Consider the following 14,379-nt stretch of genomic DNA (forward strand, 5'->3'; position numbering starts at 1 on the left):
ATGGCTCTGCGCGGCGGCGGAGCCGAACGCTTCCAGCGCATTCAGGGCCGAGCCGGATAGGATGCACCCATGTCTGGTGGATTGATTGCCGCGCTGATCGCGGTCGGTGTTCTCGTCCTGCTGATCGGTTATGTCTGGATCACGTACAACTCCCTCGTCACGCTGCGCGTGCGGGTCGACGAGGCGTGGAGCGACATCACCGTACAGCTCAAGCGGAGAGCCGATCTCATTCCGGCGCTCGTCGAGACGGTCAAGGGCTACGCCGCCCATGAGAAGGGCGTCTTCGACTCCGTGACCAAGGCGCGCGCCGAGACCATCTCGGCGCAGGGTCCCGCCGAGGCATCGGTGGCCGAGAACCACATGCAGCAGGCGCTCAAGAGCATCTTCGCGGTCGCCGAGGCGTATCCGCAGCTGCAGGCCAGCCAGAACTTCCTGCAGCTGCAGGGCGAGCTGGTCGACACCGAGAACAAGATCCAGGCGGCGCGCCGCTTCTACAACGGCGGTGTGCGCGAGTACAACACCAAGATCCAGGTGTTCCCCAACACCATCTTCGTGCGTGCGATGGGCTTCACGGAGCGCGAGTTCTTCGAGGTCGACGACGTCGCCTCGATCTCGGAGCCGCCGCGCATCCAGTTCTAGGAAGCCCGTGTACAGCGCGATACGCCGCAACAAGGTCAACAGCTTCCTCATCATCCTGCTGTTCATCGGCATCGTCGGTGGACTCGGGTGGCTCGCGTCGGCGATCTACGACTCGCCGGGCATCGTGATCACGGTGGTTGCCGTGGCCCTCGGCTACGCGGCGATCCAGTACTTCGCGGCAGGTCGTCAGGCCATCTCCATGAGCGGCGCGCAGCGCATCACCGAGGCCGACAATCCGCGCCTCTACCGCGTCGTCGAGAATCTGGCGATCACCACGGGAACGCCCATGCCCGAGGTCTACATCGTGCACGACCCCGCCCCCAACGCGTTCGCGACGGGTCGGGATCCCGAGCACGCGATGGTCGCAGCGACGACCGGGCTGCTCGACATCATGACCGACTCCGAGCTGGAGGGGGTCATGGCGCACGAGCTCGGGCACGTGCGCAACTACGACATCCGCGTCTCGATGATCGTCTACGGCCTCGTCGTCGCGGTCGGCATGATCGCCGACGTGCTCGTGCGCATGGCGTTCTTCGGGCGCAACAACAACAGCAACCCGGTGGTGATGATCTTCGGGCTCGTGGCGATGCTGGTCGCCCCGCTGGTCGCGTCGATGGTACAGCTCGCCGTCTCGCGACAGCGCGAGTACCTGGCCGACGCGACCGGCGCCCTCACCACCCGGCACCCGGAGGCGCTGGCCAGCGCGCTCCACAAGCTCTCCGAGTACGGCCGGCCGCTGCAGAAGCAGCAGTCGAGCATGGCGCACCTGTGGATCGCCGATCCGCTCAAGCCCGGAGTGATGCAGCGGCTCTTCGCGACGCACCCGCCGATCCCGGATCGCATCCGGCGGCTGCTGGACATGGGCGGGAAGTTCTGACCGCCCGTTGACTCGCCCTGTGGCAGAGCAAGCGGCATTGGCGCGAAACGCCGGCGCTTGAGCGCCTGGCCTGGGAGGGGAGTTCTCGCCGTTACCGCCGTCCTGTGCGACCGGGGCCTGGTTTCGACTCGCTCCGCTCGCTCAACCGGCAGCGGCCCTCGTCCTGTGCGACCGGGGCCTGGTTTCGACTCGCTCCGCCCGCTCAACCGGCGGTTGTCGTCCTGCGACTCCGGGCTGCGCACCTCGCGCAGATCGACGGGGCGTCCCGGAATATTCGTCGCCCGGAATACGTTGCACTTCCCGGTGCCCGATAGGGTCTCAGTACAGCACCAATCCAAGGAGGTCGCCCACTTCGTGTCGAACATGTTCCGATCGCTCGCCGTGCGCAACTACCGTATCTGGTTCGCAGGAGCGCTCGTCTCGAACATCGGCGCGTGGATGCAGGCGACCACCCAGAACTGGGTGGTGCTGACCGAACTCACCGACAACAACGCCGCGGCCGTCGGCCTGACGATGGCGCTGCAGTTCGGGCCGCAGCTGCTGCTCGTGCCGTTCAGCGGCGCCGTGGCGGATCGCTTCGACCGGCGGCGGGTGCTGCTCGTCACGCAGTCGCTGCTCATGCTGCTCGCGGCCGGGCTCGGGGTGCTGCTCATCACGGGCCAGGCGCACCTCTGGCACCTCTACGGCTTCGCGCTCGCGCTCGGCATCGTCAACGCGTTCGACACGACTTCGCGCCAGGCCTTCGTCTCGGATCTCGTCGGCACGAAGCAGCTCTCCAACGCGGTGGCGCTCAACTCGGCCTCCTTCAATTCGGCCCGGCTCATCGGCCCGGCCGTGGCGGGCGTGCTCATCGCGGTGGTCGGATCGGGCTGGGTGTTCCTCATCAACGCCGTCTCCTTCCTCGCCGTGCTCGGCGCGCTGCTGCTCATCGACGCGCGGCCTCCGGCGCGGCCCGCGGGGGCGGTGCGCGAGTCGCAGCTGCGGCAGCTCTCCGCGGGGTTCCGATACGTCCGGGGCAGGCACGACCTGCTCGTGATCTTCGTGATGGTCTTCCTGGTCGGCGCGTTCAGCATGAACTTCCCGGTGATCTCGTCGACGATGGCGGTCGAGTTCGGCCGCGGGGCGAGCGACTACGGTCTGCTCTCCTCGATCCTCGCCATCGGATCCCTCTCGGGTGCGCTGCTCGCGGCGCGGCGTCCGAGTGCGCGTATGCGCGTGGTCGTCATCTCGGTGGGCGGGATCGGGGTGGTGAGTCTTGTCGCGGCGCTGATGCCGTCGTTCTGGACCTTCGCGGCCACGCTCGTGTTCTTCGGCCTCGCGATCTCCACGATGCTCACCACTGCCAACGGATTCGTGCAGACGACCGCGGATCCCGCCGTGCGGGGGCGAGTGCTCGCGCTCTACATGGCGATCCTCATGGGGGGAACGCCCGTCGGAGCACCGCTCGTCGGCGCGGCCGCCGACGCGCTGGGGCCGCGGTCCACCCTCGTCATCAGCGGAGCGGCGGGTCTGCTGGCCTTCGGGATCGGTCTGGCCTGGCTGTTCACGGAGCGCGAGCTGCGCTTCCACCGCGACCGGGGCCTGCGCTTCACCGTCACTCACGCCGGTCGGCCGGGGGTTTCGGACGACCCGGGGCGCCAGACCGAGACGCTCACCGCCCCGATCTCGGTGCTGCGCCGGGGCGGAGCGGCGATGGGAGCCGGCGAATCGGCCCCGGTCGAGGGCCCCGGGGTCTCGGCCACGGGCGCCATTCGAGTCGACGATATCGAGGATCCGGACGCCCCGCACGGAGGATCCTTCGGAAAGAGCCCCCGCGGGCCCGAATCTCTGCGCGATCCCGAGTAGGCTTGATCTCGTCGTGCGGCTGAAGCCGCTTTTCTTCGAGTAATGGAGCCTAGATACCGGTGAGTGACTTCTTGTCAGCACAGACTCGTACCGAGACGGACTCGATCGGCAGTGTCGAGATCCCCGCATCCGCCTACTGGGGGGTGCACACGGCCCGCGCTCACGAGAACTTCCCGATCGCCCGACGCCCCATCTCGGTGTATCCCGACTTCATCCGCGCCTTCGCCTGCGTGAAGCAGGCGGCAGCGCGTGCCAACCTCGAGATCGGTGCGCTCGACGAGCAGCGCGCCACGCTCATCGACCGGGCCTGCGAAGAGATCAAGACCGGCATGCTGCACGACCAGTTCGTGGTGGGTGTCGTGCAGGGCGGTGCGGGCACCTCGACCAACATGAACGCCAACGAGGTCATCACCAACCGGGCGCTCGAGCTCGCGGGCCACGCGAAGGGCGACTACGCCTTCATCAACCCCAACGACCACACCAATCGCAGCCAGTCGACCAACGACACCTATCCGACCGCGATCAAGATCGCGCTCGCGTTCTCGCTGAGCAGCCTGCTTGAGGAGCTGGCGCTGCTCGCCGACTCGTTCTCCGCGAAGGGGCGCGAGTTCTCGCACATCATCAAGGTGGGCCGCACCCAGTTGCAGGACGCCGTGCCGATGACCCTGGGCCAGGAGTTCAACGCCTTCGCGGTGACACTGCGTGAGGACATCGAGCGGCTGCGCGAGGCCGTGACACTGCTCGGCGAGGTCAACATGGGGGCCACGGCGATCGGCACCGGCATCAACGCGCCGCGCGGCTACAAGGAGACCGTGATCCGGCACCTGCGCGACATCACGGGTCTCGAGCTCGTCACCGCGGGCGACCTCGTGGAGTCCACGAGCGACACGGGCGTCTTCATCACGTTCTCCGGCGCCCTCAAGCGCAGCGCGCTCAAGCTCTCGAAGATCTCGAACGACCTGCGCCTGCTCTCCTCCGGCCCGCAGGCCGGCCTGGGCGAGATCAACCTGCCTGCGCGCCAGGCGGGATCCTCGATCATGCCCGGAAAGGTCAACCCAGTGATCCCCGAGGCCGTCTCGCAGGTGGCGTACTCGGTCGCCGGCGCCGACGTGACCGTCTCGATGGCGGTCGAGGCCGGTCAGCTGCAGCTCAACGCCTTCGAGCCGATCATCGCGCACTCGCTGTTCCAGTCGATCACCTGGCTCGAGCGCGCCTGCCAGACGCTGCGCGTCAACTGCGTCGACGGCATCACCGCCAATGAGCAGCGCCTGGCCGACACCGTGTCGCGCTCGGTGACCGTGATCACGGCGCTCGCCCCCGTCATCGGGTACGCAGCGGCCGCGAAGCTGGCCAAGGAGGCGCTGGCCACCAACGAGAAGGTCTCCGAACTGGTGGTGTCGCACGGGCTGCTCGATCAGACGCAACTCGACGACATCCTGCAGCCGCAGAAGCTGGCCGGTCTCGCTCCGGAGACCGGTGCGATCGAGATCATCGAGGGCAGCGCACCCGAGAAGCTCGAGGACGGCGAGGAGTAGGCTCGGCCTCCGCTGATTGAGCGAGCGGAGCGAGTCGAAATCGAGGATCCTCGGGTTTCGACTCGCTCCGCTCGCTCAACCGGCGAACACTCGTCTACGCCGTGGTGCAGTGCGAGGTGAGCGCGCCGATGTGCTCGATCGTCACGGTGACCTCGGTGCCGGGGCGCAGGTAGAGCGGCGGCTTCCGCGAGCGGCCTGCGCCGCCGGGCGATCCCGTGGAGATGACGGTGCCGGGCAGCAGCGTGGATGACTGCGAGATCGATGAGATCAGCTGGGCGACGGTGCGGATCATGAAGCCCGTGGTCGAGTCCTGCACGCGCAGGCCGTCGACGTCGGTCGTGAGGCGCAGGGCCTGCGGGTCGGGGATCTGATCCGCCGTCACCACCACCGGGCCGATCGGCGTGAAACCGTCGAACGACTTGCAGCGCGACCACTGCGGCTCCTGGAACTGGATGTTGCGCGCCGTGACGTCGTTGATGACGGTGTAGCCGAAGACGTAGTCGAGCGCCTCTTCCGGGGTGACGTTCTTGGCGGGCTTGCCGATGATCACGCCGAGCTCGCCCTCGTAGTCGACCTCGTCGCTGATGCTCTCGGTGAGGGGCACCTCGCCCTCGTGAGCGCCGAGCGAATTGGGGAAGAGCGAGAAGAGCACCGGGCCCGAGTCGTTGTCGAGGCTGAGCTCGCTCGCGTGCTCGTCGTAGTTGAGGCCGACGGCCAGCACGATGGGGGCGCCGATCACCGCGGGGGCGTACGCGGCGCCGGCGATGCTGCTCCATGCGCTCTCGGGCAGCTGCTCCGCTGCGGTGCGCAGCTCGTCCAGCGCCTCGGATCCCGCCTCGATGAGCCGCTGCAGCGTCGTGTAGGAGGCTCCGAGAGCGCTCACGGGTGCGTACTGCTCGCCCCGGACGATCACGAGCTCGGGTGCGGAATCGGGGGAGAGGGTCAAATGCGCGAATCTCACACGTTCAAGGGTATCCGACGTCGTCCCCGAGCCGTGCTTCGTGCGGGTATCTCACGTGTCGGCCTCGATTCTTTGTGCGGTATGCACTGGACATCAGTTCCGGGGGTTCCCTCTGAGCGAACTCGGATGCGCCTACCGGCGGGGATCCGAGAGAATGAACGCATGAGTGAAACATCGAAGACGAAGCCGGAGATCGAGTTCCCGGAGGGCCCCGCCCCGACTGAGCTGCAGATCGTGGACATCGTGGAGGGCACCGGCGAGGAGGCGCTCGCGAGCTCCACGGTCGATGTGCACTACCTGGGCGTCGAGTACGAATCGGGCGAGGAGTTCGATTCGTCGTGGAGCCGTGGCGAGTCGATCAACTTCCCGCTGCGCGCACTGATCCAGGGCTGGCAGGTGGGCATCCCCGGCATGAAGGTCGGGGGACGCCGCAAGCTCACCGTGCCGCCGGCGCAGGCCTACGGCACCTCCGGCGGTCACCCCCTGTCGGGCAAGACCCTCATCTTCGTCATCGATCTGCAGGGGGTGAGCTGATCAGAAGAGGCGATTTCTCGCCTGTTCCAGCTCGCCCCGAGTCCGTCTCGGACTCGGTTCAGTCGACGGCGGAGGCGCAGCCTCTTCAGGTCAGCTGAACCGTCTTCCTCGTCCCGACCGGCGACACGAGGCCCATCCCGCGAGTTCGGGGTGGGCCTCGTGTCGTTCTCCGGCTCGCTCGCTGCGCTCAGGAGCCGGGTTTGCGGTCCCGCCTACTTCGCACGGTAGAGGAACGCGGCCATCGCCTCGCGGCTGACGGTGTCCTTCGGCTTGTACGCCGCCCCGCGAGCGGTGCGGGTGCCGGTGGAGAGGCCGCTCGCCTTCATCCAGGCGATCTCCTTGCCGAACTTGTGATTCTTCGGCACGTCGATGAAGGGCGCCTTCGTCGGGGCCTTGCCGTTCTCGGGGCTCAGCAAGCGGTACATGAACGCGGCCATCGCCTCGCGTGAGACGCCGTCCTTGGGCTTGTACACGCGTGCACCGCCCTGCTTGATGCCCGTCGAGAGGCCGGAGTCGTACATCCACTCGATCTCCCGGTAGAACTTGTGGCTCTTCGGCACGTCGGCGAAGTGCTGCTTCTTCGGCTGGTAGCCCTTCGGCGCATTCTGGCGGTAGAGGAACGCGGCCATCGCCTCGCGCGTCACCTTCCCCTTGGGCTGATACTTCAGACCCTGCGAGGTCTTGACGCCCGTGGTCGCGCCGGAGTCGTACATCCACTGGATCTCCGTGTAGAACCTGTGGGAGCGCGGTACGTCGACGAACGCGGTCGGCACGTACTTCTTCGCCGAGGTGCGCGATTCTGCGTTGTACCCCGAGCGGGAGCCGGTGACGGTCACGGTGACGCTGCGCCCCGCGTCGGCCGCGCTGAGCCGGTACTTCGACTTCGTGGCACCCGTGATCGCCTTCCCGTCGCGCTTCCACTGGTACTTGAACGTGACGGAGCCCGGCCCCCACTTGCCCGGTTTCGCGGCGAGCGTCGATCCGACCTTCGGCGTGCCCGAGATCGTCGGCGTGGCGGTCGACAGCTTTCTGCCGATGGTGAAGCTGTACGGCTTTCCGAAGGCCACCGTCTGGCCGGCGAAGGACTGCGCCCGCGCATACACCAGCAGGTACACGTTTCCGGCGGGGGCGGTGACGGTGAACGGTGCTCCGGAGCAGTCCGGGCCCCCGAGCTCGGCGGTCCGCAGCTCGCGACCCGCGTTGTCGTACACGGAGACCCGGTAGGGGCGTTCCGTCGCGAGTGAGCAAGACGCCCGGAAATCCACCGCCAGTCGAGCCGAAGACGGCAGCGATACCCGGTAGTAGTCGCAATCATAGAAATCGTTGTTGCAGTCGCCGTCGAAGGTGGCCCCGTACACGCGAGTGCCGAGCCCGATGAGATCCGCGGTCGCGGTACTCGAGTTCCGCTCGGTCTCGACGTTCAGCGGCTCGACCGTGGCCTTGAGCGTGTATCCCTGGCCGCTCCAGATCGGGGTTCCGCCGAACGACTGAACGCGAGCTTTGATCGAGATGTAGCTCGTCCCCTTGTCCACCGAGATGAACAGGCCGCGCAGGCGCGATCCGTTGTAATCGGAGGCGCGAATGTCCACCTCATGGGTGCGCTGGCCGGCTGCGTTGAGCACGGAGAGCCCGAAGGACCCGTCGGTGCCGAGAGTGCTCGCGAAGCGCAGATCCAGGCGGAGCCGACCGGCTTGGGGCGTGCTGATCCGGTAGACATCGCAGTCGTAGAAATCGTTGTCGCAGGTCCCCGCCGGCCCGAACTTCGCGTTGACCGTGTCACCGAGCGGGAGCGTCTGCGCTTGCGCGGTCGAGTTGTTCGGCTCTTTCTCGGTGAGCGTCGCCCCCGCATCGGTCAGCAGCCCGCCGTCGGAAGTGGCCGGCGTCTCCGGCGTCCCCGCTCGGGGATCCCGCCCGTCCGCGTTCGGATCGACGGGGACCGTCCGGTCCGGATCATCGGCGGTGGGCTCGTCCGCGGTGTCGGGCACCCCGATCTCTTCTCCGACCTCCTCGTCGGGTGCGGAAACGTCCGTTCCGCCGGTCGGGGGAGTCTCCCGCCCCGGAGCGGTCGAATCCTCGACCGCTTCGTCGGGGGTCGCGCCGACTCCCGGAACGCTCTCCTCCTGCGCGACCGACGGCGCCGGGGGATCCTCGTCCGCATAGGCTGCCGGACTGAGCATGAGTCCGGAGATCACCAGGGCGACAGCGGCGGCGATCGCCGGAAGCCTGAGTCCGAAGAGTCTTCGAGAAGAGGGGGTTGCCATCGCTGCTCCATGCTCTAACATAGGCGCGCCCTATGCGTCACCTGACGCCGATGATATTCGGGGCGCGGGCGCGCGGGCGGTGTTCGGACCGGATCCGGAATATCCGAAAATCCGAACACCTGAGTGCCCGGGCTCGGCCCGGGTGCAGCGTCTCGAGACCGTGCTCGGGATCAGCCGCCGTGGGTCTGGGATCGGCGGAAGATATGCCGTGCGCCCGGAGGGCGGGCATATGTTCCGCAGATCCCAGATCCACCGCGGCGAGCGGGTCGGTCTCTCCCGCAGCGACGGGATCGATGGGACGTCACGAGGGGTGGTAGCGTACTGCTGTTCAGCAAGACCCAGAGCAAGGGAACGGAGCGGCCGGTGGCAGAGGCGCGGCAGGAGACCAGCCAGCAGGAGACGAAGCGCAGGATCGGCGGCATCGACCGGTACTTCCAGATCACGGAGCGGGGATCCACGTTCGCCGCGGAGATCCGGGGCGGTCTCGTGACCTTCGTCACGATGGCCTACATCGTGATCCTCAACCCGATCATCCTCACGAGCGGGGTGGACGTCGAGGGCAACACTCTCGCATTCCCGGCCGTGAGCGCCGTGACCGCCCTCACCGCCGGAGTGATGACGATCCTCTTCGGCGTCGTCTCCCGGCTGCCCTTCGGATTCGCCGCGGGGCTCGGGATCAACGCGTTCCTGGCGTTCTCCGTCGTGGGCCAGGTGACCTGGCCCGAAGCGATGGCGCTCGTGGTGATCAACGGTGCGCTCATCGTGCTGCTCGCGGCCACGGGGCTGCGCCGCATGATCTTCGACGCCGTCCCGGTGGAGCTGAAGCTCGCGATCACCGTCGGCATCGGCCTCTTCATCGCATTCATCGGCTTCGTCAACGCGGGCTTCGTGACGGCCACCGGCCAGGGATCACCGCCAGTCGGCCTCGGCATCGGCGGATCGGTCGTCACGATCCCGACGCTCATCTTCGTCGTGACGCTCGTGCTCACCGGCGTGCTGCTCGCCGCCAAGGTGAAGGGCGGCCTGCTCATCGGCCTCGTCGCGGGCACCGTCATCTCGGTCATCGTCGAGTCGGTCATCCACCTCGGGCCGCGTGTGGGCGCCGACGGCGAGATCGCGAACGAGGGCGGCTGGGGCCTCACCGTGCCCGAGCTCGGCGGCGCGCCGTTCGGTCTGCCCGATCTCAGCCTGATCGGCGCGGTCAGCTTCGACCTGGGCCGCGTCGGCGCCGTCACCATCGTGATGCTCGTGTTCACGCTGCTGTTCACCAACTTCTTCGACGCGATGGGCACCATGACGGGCCTCTCGCGCGAGGCCGGTCTGGCCGATGAGAAGGGCAACTTCCCGCGCCTGAAGTCGGCGCTCGTCGTCGAAGGCGTCGGCGCCATCGCGGGCGGTGTGACCTCCTCGTCGTCGAACACCGTGTTCATCGAGTCGGGTGCGGGCATCGGCGAGGGCGCCCGCACGGGTTTCGCCAACATCATCACGGGCCTCATGTTCCTGCTGGCCATGTTCTTCACGCCGCTCACGCAGATCGTGCCGACGGAGGTCGCGGCCGCGGCGCTCGTGATCGTCGGCGCCCTCATGATGGCGCAGATCAAGCACATCGATCTCAGCGACTTCCGCGTGCTGCTGCCGGTCTTCCTGACGGCAGCGGTGATGCCCATGACCTACTCGATCGCCAACGGCATCGGAGCGGGCTTCGTGGCCTGGGTGCTGGTGCACGCGCTCAGCGGCCGGGCGAAGCAGGTGCACTGGCTGCTGTGGGTGGTGGCCGCGGGCTTCGTCATCTTCTTCGCGCGCGGACCCATCGAGGCGCTGTTCGGAGTGTAGCGGCGCCCGCGTTAGCGCGGCTCCCGCGAGTGCTCGTGACGGCCGCTCGCCGCCCCGGTGCGCTGCCCCAGCAGGTGATCGAGCACGGGATCCAGCACATCGAGGCCGTCGCGCACCCCTCCCGGTGATCCCGGGAGGGTGATGACGAAGCTGTCGCCGGCGAACCCCGCGACGCCGCGCGTCAGCAGGGCCGCGGGCACGGTTGCCGCGCCGCGTCGTCGCAGCTCCTCGATGAGGCCGGGGATCTGCAGATCGAGCAGCGGAGCCACCTGCTCGGGCGTCTGGTCATCGGGGGAGACGCCGGTGCCGCCGGTGGTGACGATGACGGCGGGGGCGGTCGCGAGTGCATCGCGCAGCGCTTCCGCGACAGCGGCGCCGTCCGGCACGATCACGGGCGGGTCGACGGCGAAGCCGCGCTGGGCGAGCCATGCCGAGATCACCGGGCCGGTCAGGTCCTCCGCCGTCCCGGCGGCGGCCCGGGTCGACACGACGATGACAATCGCACGCCTCACTCGAGCGACCAATCGCCGCTCTTGCCGCCTGATTTCGCGAGCACTCGCGTATCGGTGATCGTCGCGTGCTTGTCGACGGCCTTGATCATGTCGTAGAGGGTCAGCGCGGCGACGCTCGCAGCCGTGAGGGCCTCCATCTCGACGCCGGTGACCCCGCGCGTCGTCACCGTGGCGAGGATCCGTACGCGGTCATCGGCCGTCTCGAAGTCGACGGAGAGTCTCGTCAGCGGCAGCGGGTGGCACAGCGGGATCAGCTCGGAGGTACGCTTGGCGGCCATGATGCCGGCGATCCGCGCGGTGCCCAGGGCCTCGCCCTTGGGCAGAGCCCCAGCCACGAGCAGCTCGACGACGTCTGCGCGGGTGACGAGCGTGGCCTCCGCGCGGGCCGTGCGCTTGGTGACGGCCTTCTCCGTGACGTCGACCATATGCGCGCTGCCGTCGCCGCGCAGGTGCGTGAGCCGCTGCTCCGGTGTCTCTTCAGCCATCGATCCTCCATATTTCGACCGGTGCGTTCTCGGGGAGAGCAGCGGTGCCGAGCGGCAGGTGCGCGAGCAGCTCGGCGTCGGCGAGGTCGCCGAGCAGATGCGATCCCGGCGCGGTCAGCGAGACGCGCCCGTCGGCCTCGATGCGGCCGCGCCGAACCTGATGCTTCTCCGGGGGAGATTCCACCGCGTGGGCGAGTCTGCGCTCCTCGCGCGGCCGGTGCTCGGGAAGCCCCGCGAGCGCGCGAAGCGTCGGCAGCAGGAACACCTCGGCGGAGATGAGCGCACTGACCGGGTTGCCGGGGAAGCAGACGACGGGCACCGACCGGCCCGAGAGATCGAGTGCGCCGAGACCCTGCGGTCCCCCGGGTTGCATCGCGAGGGTGACGAATTCCACGCCCGACGGCTCGAGGGCGTCGCGGACCACCTCGAACGCCCCCGCGCTGATGCCGCCGGAGGTCACGATGAGATCGGTCGCGGGCCCCTCCGCCTCGAGCGCCGCAAGCAACTGCTCGGCGCTGTCGCGGCTGCGCACGGTGCGTACGGAGGCCCCGACCGCCCGGAGCGCGGCGGCGAGCATCGGCGTGTTCGCGTCGTGGATCCGACCCGGGGCGAGTTCGTGCTCGCGAGGGGCGAGCTCATCGCCCGTCGAGCAGAGCAGCACGCGCAGTCTCGGGCGCACCGCGACGGTCGCGGTGCCGGAGAACGCGATCAGGCCGATTCTGGCGGGGGACAGGCGAGTGCCGGCCGGCAGGAGCTGCGTGCCCGCAGCCACGTCCTCGCCGGCCCTCCTGACGAAACGGCCGGCGGCGGTCGGGCCGGTGAAGGCCACCGTGCCCTCCGGCTCGGGGTCGCCGGCCCGGCTGAGCCGCGGGAATCGCGGCGGGAGGGTGTGCTCGATCGGCACCACGGCGTCGGCGCCGCTCGGGATCGCCGCCCCCGTCATGATGGGCGAGGCCGTGCCGGCCTCGTGCACGCCGGGAGGATCGCCCGCTGCGGTCGCGCGCGCGAGACGGAGAGCGACGTGGTGCTCCGGGCCGGCGGCCGCGAGATCGGCCGCGCGCACCGCGTAGCCGTCCATCTGGGAGTTGTCGAACGGCGGCAGCGGAGTCTCGGTGTGCAGCGGGCGTGCCGTCACGCGCCCGAGCAGATCGGGGGAGTCGACCTCGATCATCTCGGGCGGGGCGGCCTCCAGGCGCTCGACGATGGGCGCGAGCAGCGCACGCACCTCCAGCAGGTGCTCTTCGACCAGGCGGCGCATCTCGCTCACCCTCCCGCGAAGGGCGGCAGCACGTCGACGAGGGAGCCGCGGATCTCGCCACCGTCGCGGCGCACGGTGCCGTCGACGAGGAAGGATCCCGATCGCAGCACCTTGCGCATGGGCTCGCCGTAGCGCTGCCCGAGCTCGCTGCGCAATGCGTCGAGGGTGGGGGCCTGGGCGTCCCAGCGCTCCTCGTCCCGGCCCGCGGCGTCGGCCGCCGCGGCGAAGTAACGGACGGTGATCTGCGGCATACCGCCATGCTATCCGGTCGGGCGGAGCCGCCGGTTGAGCGGAGCGCGCAGCGCGGAGTCGAAACCGCTGGCCCTTGATTTCGACTCCGCTGCGCTCCGCTCAATCAGCGGGGTGGGGTGCGCTCCGCTTCGCTCGATCAGCGGGGCGGGTGCCGCTGCGCTCCGCTCAATCATCGGCTCGCTCGACCAGCGGTCCTACAATGGCCGCATGGGTGCGGAGCAGCAGGCACGGCCGGTGCCACTCGTCGGGCCGGTCGACGAGCTGAGCGAGGATCGGCGGGCACGGGCGCAGCGGCAGATCCTGCTGCCCGGCTTCGGCGAGCTCGCTCAGCGCCGGCTCAGCGCCGCGAGGGTGCTGGTGATCGGTGCGGGCGGGCTGGGGAGCGGCTGCGTGCCCTACCTGGCGGGAGCGGGGGTCGGCACGATCGGCATCGTCGACGATGACCGAGTGGAACTCTCGAATCTGCACCGGCAGGTGTCGCACGGCACCGCGGATATCGGCCGGTCGAAGGTCGCCTCGCTGGCGGAGACGGTGCGCGCGCTGGATCCCGGGGTGCGGGTCGAGCCCCACGAGATCCGGCTCACGGCGGAGAACGCCCTGGACGTGCTGCGCGGCTACGACCTCGTCATCGACGGGAGCGACAACTTCCCGACCCGCTATCTCGTGGCCGACGCGGCCGAACTCCTCGACCTCCCCCTCGTCTGGGGGTCGATCCTGCAGTATCACGGACAGGTCGGGATGTCCTGGCGCCCCCGGCATCCGGGGTATCGCGATCTCTTCCCGACGCCCCCTCCTCCGGAGGACGTGGTCGACTGCGGAACTGGGGGTGTGCTCCCCGGCCTCTGCGGCACGGTGGGGTCCCTGCTCGCGACGGAGGCGCTGAAGCTCATCGCCGGCATCGGAGAGCCGATGATCGGGCGCGTGCTCGTCTACGACGCGCTCGCGGCCCGCACTCGGGAGCTCTCGTTCGGCCGGGACCCGGCCGCGGAGCCCGTGACCGGACTGATCGATTACGAGCGGTTCTGCGCCGGGCCGGCCACCGAGCCGCCCGCGCTCGAGGCCGCCGATCTCGTCGACATGCTCGAAGCGGGCGAGACTCCTCGCCTGCTCGACGTCAGGACCCCTGACGAACGGCGGCGGCTGCGCATCAGCGGTTCCGACGCGCTGCCCCTCGCCGCACTCGAAGCGGGGGGCACGCCGGTCACGGGCCCGGTCATCGTCTACTGCGAGCGCGATCCGCGCTCGATCCGGGCGGTGAGGATCCTCACCGAACGCGACGGCATCGATGCACGATTCCTGCGCGGCGGGATCCGCGCGCTCGCGCAGCTCGCGCCGCAGCTCCTGGAGGGAAGCGCCCGCGAGGAGACCGATCGGCTCTGAGGCCGGA

13 protein-coding genes are annotated in these 14,379 nt (G+C 69.0%); 7 read left to right on the forward strand and 6 right to left on the reverse strand.

The window, feature by feature from the left end; genetic code table 11:
- Positions 1 to 69 precede the first annotated feature (69 nt).
- The 4 genes from AMS65_RS02225 (at position 70) to AMS65_RS02240 (ending at position 4,896) form a co-directional block, all read left to right on the forward strand.
- Positions 70 to 639, forward strand: a complete 570-nt coding sequence (locus tag AMS65_RS02225; protein WP_053382526.1) for a LemA family protein — start codon at positions 70 to 72, stop codon at positions 637 to 639.
- A 7-nt stretch (positions 640 to 646) separates the two neighbouring features.
- A complete protein-coding gene (locus tag AMS65_RS02230; RefSeq protein WP_053382527.1) occupies positions 647 to 1,516 on the forward strand; it encodes a M48 family metalloprotease in 870 nt (289 codons plus the stop codon).
- A gap of 363 nt (positions 1,517 to 1,879) precedes the next feature.
- Complete coding sequence (locus tag AMS65_RS02235) at positions 1,880 to 3,361, forward strand: MFS transporter (protein WP_053382599.1); 1,482 nt, start codon at positions 1,880 to 1,882, stop codon at positions 3,359 to 3,361.
- A gap of 59 nt (positions 3,362 to 3,420) precedes the next feature.
- Positions 3,421 to 4,896, forward strand: coding sequence for an aspartate ammonia-lyase (locus AMS65_RS02240; protein ID WP_053382528.1), 1,476 nt, complete (start codon positions 3,421 to 3,423; stop codon positions 4,894 to 4,896).
- A gap of 94 nt (positions 4,897 to 4,990) precedes the next feature.
- On the opposite strand, the gene AMS65_RS02245 is transcribed toward AMS65_RS02240, so the two are convergent.
- Positions 4,991 to 5,857, reverse strand: coding sequence for a fumarylacetoacetate hydrolase family protein (locus tag AMS65_RS02245; protein WP_053382529.1), 867 nt, complete (start codon positions 5,855 to 5,857; stop codon positions 4,991 to 4,993).
- Positions 5,858 to 6,019: 162 nt separating this feature from the next.
- Between AMS65_RS02245 and AMS65_RS02250 the strand changes: the two genes are divergently transcribed.
- The gene (locus tag AMS65_RS02250) at positions 6,020 to 6,391 is read left to right on the forward strand and encodes an FKBP-type peptidyl-prolyl cis-trans isomerase (protein WP_053382530.1); all 372 of its coding nucleotides are present in this window, start codon (positions 6,020 to 6,022) and stop codon (positions 6,389 to 6,391) included.
- 212 nt (positions 6,392 to 6,603) lie between these two features.
- Here the strand turns inward: AMS65_RS02250 and AMS65_RS02255 are convergent, their stop codons facing one another.
- Complete coding sequence (locus AMS65_RS02255) at positions 6,604 to 8,652, reverse strand: S-layer homology domain-containing protein (protein WP_053382531.1); 2,049 nt, start codon at positions 8,650 to 8,652, stop codon at positions 6,604 to 6,606.
- Between the two features lie 363 nt (positions 8,653 to 9,015).
- Here AMS65_RS02255 and AMS65_RS02260 point away from each other — a divergent pair, with 363 nt between their 5' ends.
- Positions 9,016 to 10,485: an NCS2 family permease gene (locus tag AMS65_RS02260; protein ID WP_053382532.1), complete on the forward strand. Its 1,470-nt coding sequence runs from the start codon at positions 9,016 to 9,018 to the stop codon at positions 10,483 to 10,485.
- Positions 10,486 to 10,496: 11 nt separating this feature from the next.
- On the opposite strand, the gene AMS65_RS02265 is transcribed toward AMS65_RS02260, so the two are convergent.
- The 4 genes from AMS65_RS02265 to AMS65_RS02280 are packed head-to-tail and all read right to left on the reverse strand — an operon-like array spanning position 10,497 to position 12,991.
- Positions 10,497 to 10,997: a MogA/MoaB family molybdenum cofactor biosynthesis protein gene (locus AMS65_RS02265; protein ID WP_241489306.1), complete on the reverse strand. Its 501-nt coding sequence runs from the start codon at positions 10,995 to 10,997 to the stop codon at positions 10,497 to 10,499.
- Positions 10,994 to 11,482, reverse strand: coding sequence for a cyclic pyranopterin monophosphate synthase MoaC (gene moaC / locus AMS65_RS02270; RefSeq protein WP_053382534.1), 489 nt, complete (start codon positions 11,480 to 11,482; stop codon positions 10,994 to 10,996). Before moaC ends, AMS65_RS02265 begins: the two co-directional genes overlap by 4 nt.
- Positions 11,475 to 12,740 (reverse strand): molybdopterin molybdotransferase MoeA, encoded by a 1,266-nt coding sequence (locus AMS65_RS02275; protein ID WP_053382600.1) that lies wholly within the window; start codon positions 12,738 to 12,740, stop codon positions 11,475 to 11,477. Before AMS65_RS02275 ends, moaC begins: the two co-directional genes overlap by 8 nt.
- A 5-nt stretch (positions 12,741 to 12,745) precedes the next feature.
- Positions 12,746 to 12,991: a MoaD/ThiS family protein gene (locus AMS65_RS02280; protein ID WP_053382535.1), complete on the reverse strand. Its 246-nt coding sequence runs from the start codon at positions 12,989 to 12,991 to the stop codon at positions 12,746 to 12,748.
- Between the two features lie 208 nt (positions 12,992 to 13,199).
- Between AMS65_RS02280 and AMS65_RS02285 the strand changes: the two genes are divergently transcribed.
- Positions 13,200 to 14,372, forward strand: coding sequence for a ThiF family adenylyltransferase (locus AMS65_RS02285; RefSeq protein ID WP_053382601.1), 1,173 nt, complete (start codon positions 13,200 to 13,202; stop codon positions 14,370 to 14,372).
- Positions 14,373 to 14,379: the final 7 nt, after the last annotated feature.

Source organism: Leucobacter celer subsp. astrifaciens (assembly GCF_001273835.1).
In the GTDB taxonomy this organism is placed as follows: Bacteria; Actinomycetota; Actinomycetes; order Actinomycetales; family Microbacteriaceae; genus Leucobacter; species Leucobacter celer.

Coding starts and splice junctions, on each gene's coding strand:
- AMS65_RS02225 (WP_053382526.1), top strand. CDS start 70: ATGTCTGGTGGATTGATTGCCGCGCTGATCGCGGTCGGTGTTCTCGTC.
- AMS65_RS02235 (WP_053382599.1), top strand. CDS start 1,880: ATGTTCCGATCGCTCGCCGTGCGCAACTACCGTATCTGGTTCGCAGGA.
- AMS65_RS02250 (WP_053382530.1), top strand. CDS start 6,020: ATGAGTGAAACATCGAAGACGAAGCCGGAGATCGAGTTCCCGGAGGGC.
- AMS65_RS02255 (WP_053382531.1), bottom strand. CDS start 8,652: ATGGCAACCCCCTCTTCTCGAAGACTCTTCGGACTCAGGCTTCCGGCG.
- moaC (WP_053382534.1), bottom strand. CDS start 11,482: ATGGCTGAAGAGACACCGGAGCAGCGGCTCACGCACCTGCGCGGCGAC.
- AMS65_RS02275 (WP_053382600.1), bottom strand. CDS start 12,740: ATGCGCCGCCTGGTCGAAGAGCACCTGCTGGAGGTGCGTGCGCTGCTC.
- AMS65_RS02280 (WP_053382535.1), bottom strand. CDS start 12,991: ATGCCGCAGATCACCGTCCGTTACTTCGCCGCGGCGGCCGACGCCGCG.
- AMS65_RS02285 (WP_053382601.1), top strand. CDS start 13,200: ATGGGTGCGGAGCAGCAGGCACGGCCGGTGCCACTCGTCGGGCCGGTC.